Origin of the sequence: Sphingomonas prati (assembly GCF_014643515.1) — a bacterium.
Classification (GTDB): domain Bacteria; phylum Pseudomonadota; class Alphaproteobacteria; order Sphingomonadales; family Sphingomonadaceae; genus Sphingomonas_R; species Sphingomonas_R prati.
The window spans coordinates 16,474-29,480 of the sequence record NZ_BMJP01000003.1; the positions used below are offsets into that span (position 1 = coordinate 16,474).

Genomic DNA, 13,007 nt, shown 5'->3' on the forward strand with positions numbered 1-13,007 from the left:
GAAGGTCCAAAGCCAATCGCCCCCTCTCCCCTCCGGGGAGAGGGTCGGGGAGAGGGGCCGCGGCCTGACGCAACCGACGTCTCACAAACTAAAGAATTAGCACCCCGAACCGGATCTCAAATCTGAAGCAGGGAACTCACCCCCCCAACTTCCCCCGAAGCGCCGCCAACCCGGCAAAAGCCCCCGGCTCCGCCTCGACCTCATCCTCCGCCTGCACACCCGCCGCACGCAGCACCGCCTCCGCATCCACGCTCCGCGGAAACGGATCGAGCGCCAGCGCGAACGTCTCGGCCACCGCCTCGCCCAGGTCGACCGCCGCCCCGTCATAAGCGACCACATCCAGGTCGCCCGCATCCAGCTCCATCTCGTCCCCCTCGACCGACAGCGCGGGGACAAAGGTCAGCGCAAACGCCTGGTCGATCGTCGCCGGGATCGGCACTGCGGTCGCGACGCACGCCTGCACCGCCACGCCGGTCAGCCGCCCCGTCACCGTCACGTCGGTGCCCTTGCGACGGCAATCCACCGTCGCCGCCAGCCGTTCGATCCCGATCAGGTCGAACCGCCCGGCCAGCGCCGCGCACTCCGCCTCCGTCGCCGTGACCGTAACGATCTTCCCCGTCTCGCCGATCGAATCGATCCGCACGGGCCGCGAAAACTCCGGTGCGCTCATGCGATATGTCCTTCCAGCAACGCGGGCACGAGCTGCACCGCCATCCCCGCCTCCACGCGACGCAGCCCGGCCGCGACATAGGCCACCGCCTCCGCGCCCGGATCCTCGCCCCGATACAGATTCCGCCGCAACGCATCTTCGAACGCGTTCCCGCCCTCGGTCCCGTCCGCCGCCAGCGCCTCGCGATACGCGGTCAGCCGCCCGCCCAGCGCCGACACCATCTTGCCGATATGCTTGCCGACCACGACGTCGCCGACGCCGGCTTCGCGCAGCTGCCCGTCCATGTCGTCGACGAACGCCTCGGTCAGCCGCGTCGCCGCCGCGTTACCGACCGCTCCGTCGCGTTCCAGCCGGATCAGCGCGATCGCCGTCACCGCCGCCACCATGTCGAACCGGCCGTCCATCGTGTCGGGCACGCGCCCCTCGCGGTACCAGGCCGGGCGGCGCGCCGCGGCCACGATCGCGGCATATAACGCGTCGGCATCCGCGCCGAAACGGTTGGACTTGAAAAGACTCGTCAGGAAGGACACTGTCGGCACCTTGTGGAACAGGGATCGGTCGCTTGCGGCCGGGGGCTCCCGGACATATTGAGGCACCGCGCGCAGGATGCAATCGCAACCGGCGTACGCGGCGCAGACGCTTGACCCCCCGGAGTATCGACTATGACGGCATCCACCTCCCGGTTCGGTCCGCGGTATAGCGGGTTCGCCGCCGTGGCACTGGCGGCGCTGGTGCTCACCACCGGTTGCGCGCGCATCCGTGATCACAAGGGCTATGTGCCCGACAATGCCCTGATCGCCACGGTCCAGCCCGGCGTCGACAACCGCATGTCCGTCGAACGCACGCTCGGCCGGCCCAGCTTCGTGGGGCAGTTCGATCCGAACGTCTGGTATTACCTGTCGCGCAACACCAGCCAGCTCGCCTTCGGCAAGCCCAAGCCGACCGACCAGATGCTGCTGACCGTCCGGTTCGACGCGGCCGGCAACGTCGTCTCGGCGCGCCGGTCGGGCATGGACCAGATCGCCTCGATCTCGCCCAGCAGCGACAAGACCCCGACGCTCGGCCGCCACACCAGCTTCTTCAGCGAGTTGTTCGGCAACATCGGCAGCGTCGGCGGCGCAACCGGCCAGGCGGGCACCACCGCGGACAACCCCACCGGCAACTGATCCAACTGCTCCCCCTCCCTTTCAAGGGAGGGGGCCGGGGGGTGGGTGCGTCGTGTGATGGTTACACGCGGCACTCTACCTGCGCCCGGGTCGCTCGCCTTCAACCCCTTCCTAGGAAGGAAGGGGATACGAAGCGCCCAAACATAAGCCTTTCGTTCATCCAACGACACAAAACGAAGCTGCCCCTTCGTCACTATTCTGATAGCACGACCGAATGACGCCCACCGCCGCCACCTCCGCCGCCCGTGAGATCCTGACGCGGCTGCATGATGTGATGGCCGCGCGCACCAACGCGCAGGCGAAACTCAACCAGGTCGTGAACATCATCGGCGAGGCGCTGACGAGCGAGGTCTGCTCGATCTACCTGCTGCGCGACGGCGCGCTCGAACTGTTCGCCACCCGCGGGCTGAACCAGGACGCCGTCCACGTCACGAAGCTGGCGCTGGGCGAAGGGCTCGTCGGCACGATCGCCGACCAGGTCGAAACGCTCAACCTGGACGAAGCGACCAGCCACCCGGATTTCGCCTACAAGCCCGAAACCGGCGAGGAACTCTACCACAGCTTCGCCGGCGTCCCGATCGTGCGCCGCGAACGCGCCGTCGGCGTGCTCTGCGTCCAGCATGAGGCGTCGCGGCGCTACGACGATGTCGAGATCGAGGCGCTGCAGACCGTCGCCATGGTGCTCGCCGAACTCATCGCCGGCGCGGGCCTGATCGACGACGGTGCCGCCGCCGGCCGCGGCGCGCGGGAGGTCGGGCCCGTCCGCCTGACCGGGCTGAAACTCGTGTCCGGCATGGGTCGCGGTCACGCCGTCTTTCACCAGCCGCGCGTCGTCATCGAACATAGCATCGCGGAGGATACCGAAGCCGAGCGCCACCGCGTCTATTCCGCGTTCCGCCAGATGCGCGAACAGATCGACCGCATGATGAGCCAGGCCGAATTTGGCGTGGCGGGCGAGCATCAGGACGTCCTCGATACCTACCGCATGTTCGCCTATGACGAGGGCTGGAGCCGCCGGATCAACGAGGCAATCGATAGCGGCTTGACCGCGGAGGCGGCGATCGAGCGCGTCCAGCAACGCACCCGCACGCGGATGCGATCGATCAGCGATCCGTTGCTGGCGGACCGGATGCACGATCTGGAGGATCTCTCCAACCGCCTGCTCCGCATCGTCTCGGGCCAGCTCGGCACCGCGGCGCAGGTGGGGCTCCGGCGCGATTCGATCCTGATCGCGCGCAATCTTGGCCCTGCCGAACTGCTCGAATATGACCGCCGCCGGCTGAAGGGCGTCGTGCTCGACGAAGGCTCGCTCACCGCGCACGTCATCATCGTCGCGCGCGCGATGGGCGTCCCCGTGCTCGGCCGCGTCGCCGACATCCGCACGACGATCTCCGAAGGCGACGAGCTGCTGCTCGATGCGGAGGAGGACGAAGTCATCGTCCGGCCCACCGCGGCGATGGAGGAAGCGTTCGAGGGCCGGTTGCTCATCACCCAGAAGCGCCGCGCCGAATTCGCCGCGATGCGCGACCTGCCCGCCGTCACCACCGACGGCCGCCGCATCGCGCTGATGGTCAATGCCGGCCTCGCCGACGATGTGGCCGCGCTCGACGTCACCGGCGCGGACGGCATCGGCCTGTTCCGCACCGAATTCCAGTTCCTCGTTTCCGCCACCCTGCCGCAGCGCGACCGACAGCAGCGGCTTTACAAGGAAGTGCTCGACCGCGCCGGCGATCGTCCCGTGATCTTCCGCACGGTCGACATCGGCGGCGACAAGGCACTGCCCTATCTCACCCACGCCTCGGAAAACGAGGAAAACCCCGCCATGGGCTGGCGCGCGATCCGGCTCGCGCTGGAACGCGACGCGTTGATGAAGGTGCAGGCCCGCGCTCTGATCGAGGCGGCGGCCGGCCGCACGCTCAACGTCATGTTCCCGATGATCTCCGAACCGTGGGAGTTCACCGCGGCGCACGCGCTGTTCGAACGGCAGCGCGCTTGGGTGCAGGGCCGCGGCCGTCCGCTCCCTTCGCTGATCCGCTACGGCACGATGCTGGAGGTGCCGGCGCTGGCGGAGGTGCTCGATCTCCTCCTGCCGCAGCTCGATTTCCTGTCGGTCGGCACCAACGACCTGACGCAGTTCCTGTTCGCCGCGGACCGCGCCAATCCGAAGCTCGCGGAACGCTACGACTGGCTCAGCCCGGCGATCCTGCGGTTCCTCGCTCGCGTCGCGCGCGAATGCAACGCGGCCGCCGTACCGATCGCGGTCTGCGGCGAAATGGGCGGCCGAACGCTGGAGGCGATGGCGCTGATCGGGCTTGGCATCGAACGGCTGTCGATCACCCCCGCGGCGATCGGACCGGTCAAGGCAATGATCCGCACGCTCGACGCCGGGGGGCTGCGCGCGTGCATGTCGCAGTGGCTTGCACAGCCGCCGCCGGACTTGCGCGGCGCAATCCGTGACTGGGCGCTACGGAACGAAGTTGCCATCGGGTGAATCGAACGATGGCGATTTGACTTAATGCCGCCGCTGCGACGACAAGACGCGGGGGAATTTTAGTACAGAAACGGGCTTTCGGGAGTTGGCATGGAAGAGAGCGTCACCGGCAAGATCGACGCACCATCGGGGCGGATCGGCGAACGACTGGCTGCCGCGCGCGTGGCCAACGGGCTTTCGCTCGACGATATCGCCGCGTCCACTCGCATCCCCCGCCGCCATCTCGAAACGATCGAGGCGGACGGGACGCAAGGCCTGCCTGCGGTTCCCTACACGCTCGGTTTCGTACGCAGCTATGCGCGCATGGTGTCGATCGATCCCGAAATGGCGGCCGCGGCCTACCGCGTCCATCTGAATGCCGCACCATCGACACGTCCGCAGATGCCGGAACCCTATGAGCCGGCCGACCCCGCACGCGTGCCGCCAAAATGGCTCGCGATCATCGCGCTGCTTATCGCCGTCGCGATTGCTGCGGGCTACGGCCTGTGGCGCTCGGGCCAGAGCGACGACGCGGGCATCGCGGCCACCGCATCCGACGCCCCGCTCGGTACGCCCACCGAAACGGCAGCCGCTCCGGCGCAGACCACGGCGCCGACCGGTCCGGTAACGCTCACCGCCACCGCCCCTGTATGGATCAGCGTCTACGAAAAAAGCGGCCCCAAGCTGTTCGAGCGCGAAATGGCCGCAGGCGAGACTTTCCAAGTCCCGCCCACCGCCGCCGACCCGCGCCTCCGCACCAGCCGCCCGCAAGCGCTCGCGGTCCGCGTCGGCGATACGCAGGTCGCAGCCCTCGGCGAACCCGACCGCCTGTTGGTCGATCAACCGCTGACCGCGACTGCGTTGCTGAGCCGTCCCGCCGGCACGGCCCCCGCCGATCTGGTCCCGCAGACCATCACCCCGCTGGTCCCGCAGTCGGGCAACGCGGCCACCCCGGCCGGCTCTGGCGCTTAACCCTGCCGACAGCTATCACCGGTTAAGCATGCCGACATGACCGGTGCCCCACTGCTCGGGAGAGCTTTTTCGATGCGTTTCCTGCTGATCCTGTCACTGCTCACCGGCGTCGCCACCCCTGCTCTGGCGCAAACGAACGCCCCCGTCACCGCGCGGGTCGATCGGCTGGAGAAGGAAATGCGCGCGGTCCAGCGCAAGGTGTTCCCCGGCGGCGCCGCGGGCCAGTCCGGCTATTTCGAACCGGAGATCAGCGCGCCCACCGCGCCGGTCCAGTCCGGCAACGCTTCCGCGCCAATCGCCGATCTGACCGCCCGCGTCTCCTCGATGGAACAGGAACTGGCGCGCATGACCGGTCAGGTCGAACAGAACGGCTTCCGCCTGAAACAGGTCGAGGATCAGCTCGCCCGGCTGAAGACCGAAACCGGCACCCGCCTCGAAACGCTCGAACGCGGCGCCCCCGCGGCGTCCGCGCCGGTTGATACGACGCCCACCCGCGCACCGTCGCGTCCGGCCGCCGACGACGGGATCGAGGACGACGCCCCCGCCGCCGCCGCGCCGAAGGCCAGCGACGCCCGCCCCGCCGCGGCAACCGGCACCGACGCGGAGGAGAAAGCCTATCTCGCCGGCTACCGCCTGTGGGAACAGAAGGACTTTGCCGGCGCCGAACCCGCGCTCAAGGCCTTCGTCGCCAAATACCCCCAGTCGCGCCGCGCCAGCTATGCGCAGAACCTGCTCGGCCGCACCTATCTCGACGACGGAAAACCCGCCGCCGCAGCGGTCGCGTTCCACGCCAACTACACCAAGAACCCCCGCGGTGAACGCGCCCCCGACAGCCTCTATTATCTCGGTCAGGCGCTGACCAAACTCGACAAACCGAACCTGCCCAAGGCCTGCGAAGCCTATGACGCGCTTACCCGCGAATATGGCGCAACCATCAACCAGTCCCTGAAAGACCGCGTCGCCAAAGCCCGCACCGACGCCAAATGCAAAGCGTCCGCAAGCTAAGCGCAACGCCGTCACGCAAACGACCAAACCCCCTCTCCCCTCCGGGGAGAGGGCTGGGGAGAGGGGCGTTTCTAGGTGGAACGACAGAGGGGAAGGCTCCAAGCTCATGCCAAACACCCTCGATCACTTCACCCAAACCTTGAACACCCTAGTCCCCAACCCAGCCGCCCCCCTCACCATCGCAGTCTCCGGCGGCCCCGACAGCCTGGCCCTCCTGCTCCTCGCCCAAACCGCCCGCCCCGGCCACGTCCAGGCCGCCACAGTCGACCACGCCCTCCGCCCAGAATCAGCGCAGGAAGCCGCCAACGTCGCAAACATCTGCGCCGCCCTAAAAATCTCCCACATCACCCTGATAGAACCCTGGCACCCCAACCCCCACCAAGGCCTCCAGGCCGCAGCGAGAGCCCACCGCTACCGCCTCCTCGACGCTCACTGCCGGGCCATCGCCAGCCCCTACCTGTTCACCGCGCACCACCAAGACGACCAGGCCGAAACCCTCCTCCTCCGCCTCGCCCGCGGTGCCGGCCTCACCGGCCTCACCGGCGTCCGCGCCACCCGCCCACTCTTCCCGGGCTCCCCCGTCACGCTCGTCCGCCCGCTGCTCGACACGCCCAAGGCGGACCTCTTCGCCATCGTCGCCGCGGCCGGACTCGATCCCGTCGCAGACCCCTCCAACCACGACCCCCGCCACGACCGCACCCGCGCCCGCGCGCTCCTGTCCGCCACGCCATGGCTAAACCCCGCACGCCTCGCCGCGACCGCTGCCCACCTGACCGCAGCCGAAACCGCGCTCGTTTGGGCCGCCGACCGCGAGGCCGCCACCCGCATCCGCCTCCTCGCGCCCGACGAACGACTGCTCGACCCGACCGATCTGCCGCACGAACTCCGCCGCCGACTCGTCATCCGCTGTCTCGAACCCGCCCCCCCGCCCCGTGGCGACGCGCTCGACCGCCTCATCGCGAGCCTGGACGCCGGCGAAACCGCCATGCTCGGCACCACAATCGCGCGTGCAACGCCCGACGGTTGGACATTTCGCCCCGCCCCCCCCAGACGGCCGGTCCGCAACCCGCATTGATCGCCGCTGTTCCATTGCCATTAACGTGCATCTGCCTATCTTGATAAAACAGGATCGGAGTGGGCATGAACGACGACAAGGAACCGCGGCCGCAGGGCAATCCCTGGGTGAAGAGCATCGGCATCTGGGCGGGCATATTGCTGGCGCTGGTGCTGTTCGTATTGGTGTTCGACGGCGTGTCGCGCGGTCCGGCCGGCGAGAACATCGCCTATTCGGAATTCCTCGGCCGCGTCGACGAAGGCACCGTGCGCTCCGTCGAAATCGCTGGTGAGCAAATTAGCGGCCAGACGACCAACGGCACCGCGTTTCGTACCTACGCCCCGACCGATCCGACTTTGGTCCAGCGTCTCCAGAACAAGAACGTCATCTTCCGCGCCAAGCCGGAGGAGCAGGCCAGCATCTGGATGCTGCTGATCTATCAGTCGCTGCCCTTCCTCCTCATCCTCGGCATCGCGTTCTTCGTGATGCGCCAGATGCAGAAGAATGCTGGCTCCGGCGCGATGGGCTTCGGCAAGTCGAAGGCCAAGCTGCTTTCCGAGAAGCAGGGCAAGGTCACGTTCGCGGACGTCGCCGGCATCGACGAGGCACGCGAGGAACTCGAGGAGATCGTCGATTTCCTTAAGGACCCGACCAAGTTCGCCCGCCTGGGCGGCAAGATTCCGAAGGGCGCGCTGCTCGTCGGTTCGCCCGGCACCGGCAAGACTTTGCTCGCCCGCGCCATCGCGGGTGAGGCCGGCGTGCCGTTCTTCACCATCTCCGGTTCGGACTTCGTCGAAATGTTCGTCGGCGTCGGCGCCAGCCGCGTCCGCGACATGTTTGAACAGGCCAAGAAGAACGCCCCCTGCATCGTCTTCATCGACGAAATCGACGCCGTCGGCCGCCATCGTGGCGCCGGCCTCGGCAACGGCAATGACGAGCGCGAGCAGACGCTCAACCAGCTGCTCGTCGAAATGGACGGGTTCGAGGCCAACGAAGGCATCATCATTATCGCGGCGACCAATCGCCCCGACGTCCTCGATCCCGCACTGCTCCGTCCCGGACGCTTCGATCGCCAGGTTGTCGTGCCACGCCCGGACATCGAGGGCCGCGAGAAGATCCTCGCCGTTCACATGAAGAAGGTCCCGCTCGCCCCCGACGTCGATCCGCGCACCATCGCGCGCGGCACGCCCGGTTTCTCGGGTGCCGATCTCGCTAACCTGGTGAACGAGGCGGCGCTGTTCGCGGCGCGTATCGGTAAGCGCCTCGTCGCGATGAGCGAGTTCGAAGCGGCCAAGGACAAGGTCATGATGGGTGCGGAACGCCGTTCCATGGTCATGACCGAGGACGAGAAGCGCATGACCGCCTATCACGAGGCCGGCCACGCCGTCGTGGCACTTCACGAGGCGGCATCCGATCCGATCCACAAGGCGACGATCATCCCGCGCGGCCGTGCGCTTGGCATGGTCATGCGTCTGCCGGAACGTGACAGCTACAGCTACCACCGCGACAAGATGTACGCGAACCTGTCGGTCGCGATGGGCGGCCGTGTCGCGGAGGAAGTGATCTTCGGCTATGACAAGGTGTCGTCCGGCGCCTCGTCCGACATCGAATATGCGTCGGGCCTCGCCCGCGACATGGTCACCCGCTGGGGCATGTCCGACAAGCTCGGCCCGCTCCAGTACGCCGAGCCGCAGGGCGAGACGTTCCTGGGCTACTCGTCCAGTCAGCCGATCCGCATGTCGAACGAGACCGCCAAGCTGATCGACACGGAAATCCGCGCGATCGTCGAAGGCTCGTACGAACGCGCCAAGCAGTTGCTGTCCGACCATGTCGACCAGCTCCACGGTCTCGCCAACGCTCTGCTCGAATATGAGACGCTCAGCGGTGACGAGATCAAGCGCGTCCTCGCCGGCGAGACGCTCCAGCGCGACGACCCCGCCAAGCGCCGTTCGCTCCCGATCGGCATGGGCGGCTCGTCCATCCCCAAGAGCAAGCGCCCCGGTGGTTTCGGAGGCGCAGCCCCCCAGGGAGCCTGAGCCTTCCTCCTAGAACCAAAGAAGCCCGGCGGATCAAACCGCCGGGCTTTTTCGTACCCGCCGACAATCCGACGAACCACCCAACGCCACACACCCGACGTATCCCCGCGCAGGCGGGGACCCAGTTCCGCGCGTGAAGCCCTGACCGAACATCAACAGGTGAGAAACCGACGAGCCCGGACAACCGGCACGCAACCGCGCTTGAACACATCCAGTCCGCCATCCCCTAACCCGCACGGTCCGTCGACATGGGTTCGCATGCGCCCGCACCCCTGCTAGCGCGTCGATCATGGACACCGCCGAAGCCACCGCCCTGATCGCCGACATGGGCACCCGCGCCCGCACCGCCGCACGCATCATGGCGGCCGCCCCCACCGCGCAGAAGGCCGCCGCCCTCCGCGGTGCCGCCGACCAGCTCCGCGACCGCGCCGTCGCGATCCTCGCCGCGAACGCCACTGACATGGCGCGCGCCACCGCCGCCGGCCTGTCGCCCGCCCTGCTCGACCGCCTCCGGCTCGACGACGCCCGGCTCGACGCCATCGCCGACGCACTTCACGCCGTCGCGCTGCTGCCCGATCCGGTCGGCCAGCTCATCGACACCCGCACTCCCGACAACGGCATCGTCCTGTCGCGCGTCCGCGTGCCGCTCGGCGTGATCGGCATCGTCTACGAAAGCCGCCCCAACGTCACGATCGACGCCGGCGCGCTCTGCATCATGTCGGGCAACGCCGTCATCCTGCGCGGCGGGTCGGAGGCGACCGCCAGCAACGCCGCACTCCACGCCGCGCTCACCGCCGGGCTGCTCGGCGCGGATCTGCCCGCCGACGCCGTCCAGCACGTCGATCAGCCCGATCGCGCCGCGGTCGGCGCGCTGCTCGCCGCGAACGGGCTGATCGACGTGCTGATCCCGCGCGGCGGCAAGGCACTTGTTGCGCGCGTGCAGGCCGACGCCCGCGTCCCCGTGCTCGCCCATCTCGACGGCAACAACCACATCTACGTCCATGCCGCCGCCGACCCCGCCATGGCGCAGGCGATCGTCGTCAACGCCAAGCTCCGCCGCACCGGCGTCTGCGGCGCAATGGAAACGCTGCTGATCGACAGCGCCTACCCCGAACCCGCCGCGCTGGTGACGGCCCTGCTAGACGCCGGCTGCACGCTCCGCGGCGACGACCGCACCCAGGCCCTCGACCCACGCATCGCTCCGGCCACGGCGGACGACTGGACCACCGAATATCTCGACGCGATCGCCGCCGTCGCGATCGTCGACGGCCCCGACGCCGCGACCGCCCACATCGCCGCGCACGGCTCCGGCCACACCGACGCGATCATCACCGCCGACGACGCGGTCGCCGAACGCTTCCTGGCCACGGTCGACTCCGCCATCGTCCTGCACAACGCCTCGACCCAGTTCGCCGACGGCGGCGAATTCGGGCTCGGCGCCGAAATCGGCATCGCCACCGGCCGCCTCCACGCCCGCGGCCCCGTCGCGCTCGAAGGCCTTACCACCTACAAATGGGTCGGCCACGGCACCGGCCAGGTCCGCGCTTGAAGCGGCACGAAACCCGCTGTACTCCTCGCCCATGGGCAAGATGACGCATTTCGGTTTGGACATCGACGAAGTGATGTTGGCCGACCTCGAAAGCCTCGCGCGTTCCACGGACCGGAGCCCCGAGGCACTCGTCCAAGACGCGATCGGCAAGATGCTGGAGCAGGAAGCCGCGATGCGCTCCTTCATCCAGGCCGGAATCGACTCGGCTGAAAACGAACCCTTGGTCAGCCAGTCCGAAGTGGAAGAGTGGTTCGCGGAGCGGGTGCGTAGTCGCGCCGCTGCATGAGCGAGGTCAGATGGTCGCGACGTGCCCAAGCGGATCTGATCACAATCGACGACTATCTCGCTGCCATCGATCCTGATCTGGCCAACACCGTCGGCAAGGCCGCTCTGACCGCGTCCGCATTCCTGGGAGAGCATCCACACGCCGGATCGCGCGTCCATGCCGACGTCCGCAAGTGGCGCGTCGCCTCAAGCCGCTATCTTCTCCTTTACCGTGTCGAGCCCAGCGGCGTCCTTATCCTGCGCGTCCGGCACGACAGCGAAGACTGGGTCCCGTCATAAAACGCATCGGCCTTCTCGGCGGATCGTTCAATCCGGCGCATGGCGGGCACCGGGCGATCAGCCTGTTCGCGATGGCGGCGCTCGGGCTTGACGAGGTCTGGTGGCTCGTCTCGCCCGGCAACCCGCTGAAGACCGCCGCCGGCATGGCACCCCTCGCCGCGCGTGTCCGCTCCGCCCGCGCCCAGGCCCGCCGCGCGCCCGTCCGCCCCACCGCGATCGAGCAGGATCTCGGCACGCGCTACACCGTCGACACCGTCCGCGCATTGGTCCGGCGCTACCCAAAGCACCGCTTCGTCTGGCTGATGGGCGCGGACAATCTGGCGCAGTTCGCGCGCTGGCGCGACTGGCGTGGCATCGCCCGTACCCTCCCCATTGCCGTGATCGCGCGTCCGGGGTATGACGCGGGCGCCCTAGCCGGTCCGGCGATGGGTTGGCTGCGGCGTTTCGTCCGACGCGCACGCCATGCGGATCGTTGGACGGAGTGGAGTTTCCCGGCGCTCGTGCTGCTGCGCTTTCGCCCAGATCCCCGTTCCGCAACCGCCGTCCGCACGGCCGCGCCGCTTTGGCATGATGTCCATGCCGGACGCCAGGTTCGCGATGCCGTGACGCATCGCATGATCGTGTCCCGTCACCACGTCTAGGAGGTTTCTTGCCTGCATCCCCCGCCCCGAAGAGTGTCTCGCCCGTCCGTACGCCGGACGAGTCGATCGACGCGCTTCACCGGATCATCCTCGCCTCGCTGGAGGATGACCAGGCAATCGAGACCGTCTCGATCCCGCTCAGCGGCAAGTCGACGATCGCCGACTATATGGTCGTGACGTCGGGCCGCTCCACGCGCCAGGTCGCATCGATGGCCGCCAAGCTGGCCGAGCGCGTCAAGGCCGAAACCGGCCGTCCGGCGCGGATCGAAGGTCTGCCGACCGCCGACTGGGTGCTGCTCGATGCGGGCGACATCATCGTCCACCTGTTCCGGCCGGAGGTGCGCTCCTTCTACAATCTCGAACGGATGTGGGCGTTCGGCGATGCGCCGGCCGTCGCGGGTCCCGTTCACGAACCGTTCGAGGACTGACGCCTGCTCCTCCACATTGTCGCGCGCGGCCGGATCGGTCGCGGGCCGGAGGCGGATCTGGTCGATCGCTATCTCGGCCGCATCGCGGGGCCCACGCGCGTCACCGAACTGCCCGACACCGGCGGCCGCATGCCGCCCCGCGCGTCCGCGACCAAGCTGGTGATGCTGGATGAGAAAGGCGACCAGACCGGTTCGCTCGCCTTCGCCAACCTGCTCGGCCGCTGGCGCGACGACGGCACGCGCGAATGCCGCTTCCTGATCGGCGCGGCGGACGGGTTCGACGACGCGCAGCGTGCCGAGGCGGATCAGCTGATCGCCTTCGGCCGCGCCACCTGGCCCCATTTGCTCGCCCGCGCGATGCTGGCGGAACAGCTGTTCCGCGCCATGTCGATCCTCGCCAACCACCCCTATCACCGCGAAGGCTGATGCCCGCCGCCCGCACCGCCGACCGT

At 68.3% G+C, this 13,007-nt stretch carries 14 protein-coding genes; 12 read left to right on the forward strand and 2 right to left on the reverse strand.

Annotated elements, in window-relative coordinates:
• Positions 1 to 136: 136 nt before the first annotated feature.
• Together IEX50_RS10600 and IEX50_RS10605 are read right to left on the reverse strand one after the other, a co-directional pair.
• Complete coding sequence (locus IEX50_RS10600) at positions 137 to 670, reverse strand: YceD family protein (protein WP_157175901.1); 534 nt, start codon at positions 668 to 670, stop codon at positions 137 to 139.
• Positions 667 to 1,200, reverse strand: a complete 534-nt coding sequence (locus tag IEX50_RS10605) for a ubiquinol-cytochrome C chaperone family protein (protein WP_229673910.1) — start codon at positions 1,198 to 1,200, stop codon at positions 667 to 669. The genes IEX50_RS10600 and IEX50_RS10605 overlap by 4 nt, the downstream gene beginning before the upstream one ends.
• A 132-nt stretch (positions 1,201 to 1,332) precedes the next feature.
• On the opposite strand from IEX50_RS10605, the gene IEX50_RS10610 reads away from it, so the two are divergent.
• The 12 genes from IEX50_RS10610 (at position 1,333) to IEX50_RS10665 (ending at position 12,981) form a co-directional block, all read left to right on the forward strand.
• A complete protein-coding gene (locus IEX50_RS10610) occupies positions 1,333 to 1,836 on the forward strand; it encodes an outer membrane protein assembly factor BamE (RefSeq protein WP_157175902.1) in 504 nt (167 codons plus the stop codon).
• A gap of 214 nt (positions 1,837 to 2,050) precedes the next feature.
• Complete coding sequence (ptsP, locus tag IEX50_RS10615) at positions 2,051 to 4,327, forward strand: phosphoenolpyruvate--protein phosphotransferase (RefSeq protein ID WP_157175903.1); 2,277 nt, start codon at positions 2,051 to 2,053, stop codon at positions 4,325 to 4,327.
• 90 nt (positions 4,328 to 4,417) lie between these two features.
• The gene (locus tag IEX50_RS10620; RefSeq protein ID WP_157175904.1) at positions 4,418 to 5,278 is read left to right on the forward strand and encodes a helix-turn-helix domain-containing protein; all 861 of its coding nucleotides are present in this window, start codon (positions 4,418 to 4,420) and stop codon (positions 5,276 to 5,278) included.
• Positions 5,279 to 5,350: 72 nt separating this feature from the next.
• Positions 5,351 to 6,283, forward strand: a complete 933-nt coding sequence (locus IEX50_RS10625) for a tol-pal system YbgF family protein (protein WP_157175905.1) — start codon at positions 5,351 to 5,353, stop codon at positions 6,281 to 6,283.
• A gap of 106 nt (positions 6,284 to 6,389) precedes the next feature.
• Positions 6,390 to 7,358, forward strand: coding sequence for a tRNA lysidine(34) synthetase TilS (gene tilS / locus IEX50_RS10630; RefSeq protein WP_157175906.1), 969 nt, complete (start codon positions 6,390 to 6,392; stop codon positions 7,356 to 7,358).
• A gap of 65 nt (positions 7,359 to 7,423) precedes the next feature.
• Positions 7,424 to 9,373 (forward strand): ATP-dependent zinc metalloprotease FtsH, encoded by a 1,950-nt coding sequence (gene ftsH / locus IEX50_RS10635; protein WP_157175907.1) that lies wholly within the window; start codon positions 7,424 to 7,426, stop codon positions 9,371 to 9,373.
• A 289-nt stretch (positions 9,374 to 9,662) separates the two neighbouring features.
• On the forward strand, positions 9,663 to 10,922 hold the full coding sequence (locus IEX50_RS10640) for a glutamate-5-semialdehyde dehydrogenase (protein ID WP_157175908.1): 1,260 nt from the start codon (positions 9,663 to 9,665) through the stop codon (positions 10,920 to 10,922).
• A 31-nt stretch (positions 10,923 to 10,953) separates the two neighbouring features.
• On the forward strand, positions 10,954 to 11,208 hold the full coding sequence (locus tag IEX50_RS10645; protein ID WP_157175909.1) for a CopG family ribbon-helix-helix protein: 255 nt from the start codon (positions 10,954 to 10,956) through the stop codon (positions 11,206 to 11,208).
• Positions 11,205 to 11,486, forward strand: a complete 282-nt coding sequence (locus tag IEX50_RS10650) for a type II toxin-antitoxin system RelE/ParE family toxin (RefSeq protein ID WP_157175910.1) — start codon at positions 11,205 to 11,207, stop codon at positions 11,484 to 11,486. Before IEX50_RS10645 ends, IEX50_RS10650 begins: the two co-directional genes overlap by 4 nt.
• Positions 11,483 to 12,127, forward strand: a complete 645-nt coding sequence (locus IEX50_RS10655) for a nicotinate-nucleotide adenylyltransferase (protein WP_157176171.1) — start codon at positions 11,483 to 11,485, stop codon at positions 12,125 to 12,127. Before IEX50_RS10650 ends, IEX50_RS10655 begins: the two co-directional genes overlap by 4 nt.
• 8 nt (positions 12,128 to 12,135) lie before the next feature.
• Positions 12,136 to 12,555 (forward strand): ribosome silencing factor, encoded by a 420-nt coding sequence (gene rsfS / locus IEX50_RS10660; protein ID WP_157175911.1) that lies wholly within the window; start codon positions 12,136 to 12,138, stop codon positions 12,553 to 12,555.
• Between the two features lie 3 nt (positions 12,556 to 12,558).
• Positions 12,559 to 12,981 (forward strand): 23S rRNA (pseudouridine(1915)-N(3))-methyltransferase RlmH, encoded by a 423-nt coding sequence (locus tag IEX50_RS10665; RefSeq protein WP_157176172.1) that lies wholly within the window; start codon positions 12,559 to 12,561, stop codon positions 12,979 to 12,981.
• Positions 12,982 to 13,007 lie beyond the last annotated feature (26 nt).

Bases quoted from the DNA above. Each gene is read 5' to 3' on its own strand.
- IEX50_RS10600 (WP_157175901.1), bottom strand. From the start codon at position 670: ATGAGCGCACCGGAGTTTTCGCGGCCCGTGCGGATCGATTCGATCGGC.
- IEX50_RS10610 (WP_157175902.1), top strand. From the start codon at position 1,333: ATGACGGCATCCACCTCCCGGTTCGGTCCGCGGTATAGCGGGTTCGCC.
- ptsP (WP_157175903.1), top strand. From the start codon at position 2,051: ATGACGCCCACCGCCGCCACCTCCGCCGCCCGTGAGATCCTGACGCGG.
- IEX50_RS10620 (WP_157175904.1), top strand. From the start codon at position 4,418: ATGGAAGAGAGCGTCACCGGCAAGATCGACGCACCATCGGGGCGGATC.
- IEX50_RS10625 (WP_157175905.1), top strand. From the start codon at position 5,351: ATGCGTTTCCTGCTGATCCTGTCACTGCTCACCGGCGTCGCCACCCCT.
- tilS (WP_157175906.1), top strand. From the start codon at position 6,390: ATGCCAAACACCCTCGATCACTTCACCCAAACCTTGAACACCCTAGTC.
- ftsH (WP_157175907.1), top strand. From the start codon at position 7,424: ATGAACGACGACAAGGAACCGCGGCCGCAGGGCAATCCCTGGGTGAAG.
- IEX50_RS10640 (WP_157175908.1), top strand. From the start codon at position 9,663: ATGGACACCGCCGAAGCCACCGCCCTGATCGCCGACATGGGCACCCGC.
- IEX50_RS10645 (WP_157175909.1), top strand. From the start codon at position 10,954: ATGGGCAAGATGACGCATTTCGGTTTGGACATCGACGAAGTGATGTTG.
- IEX50_RS10650 (WP_157175910.1), top strand. From the start codon at position 11,205: ATGAGCGAGGTCAGATGGTCGCGACGTGCCCAAGCGGATCTGATCACA.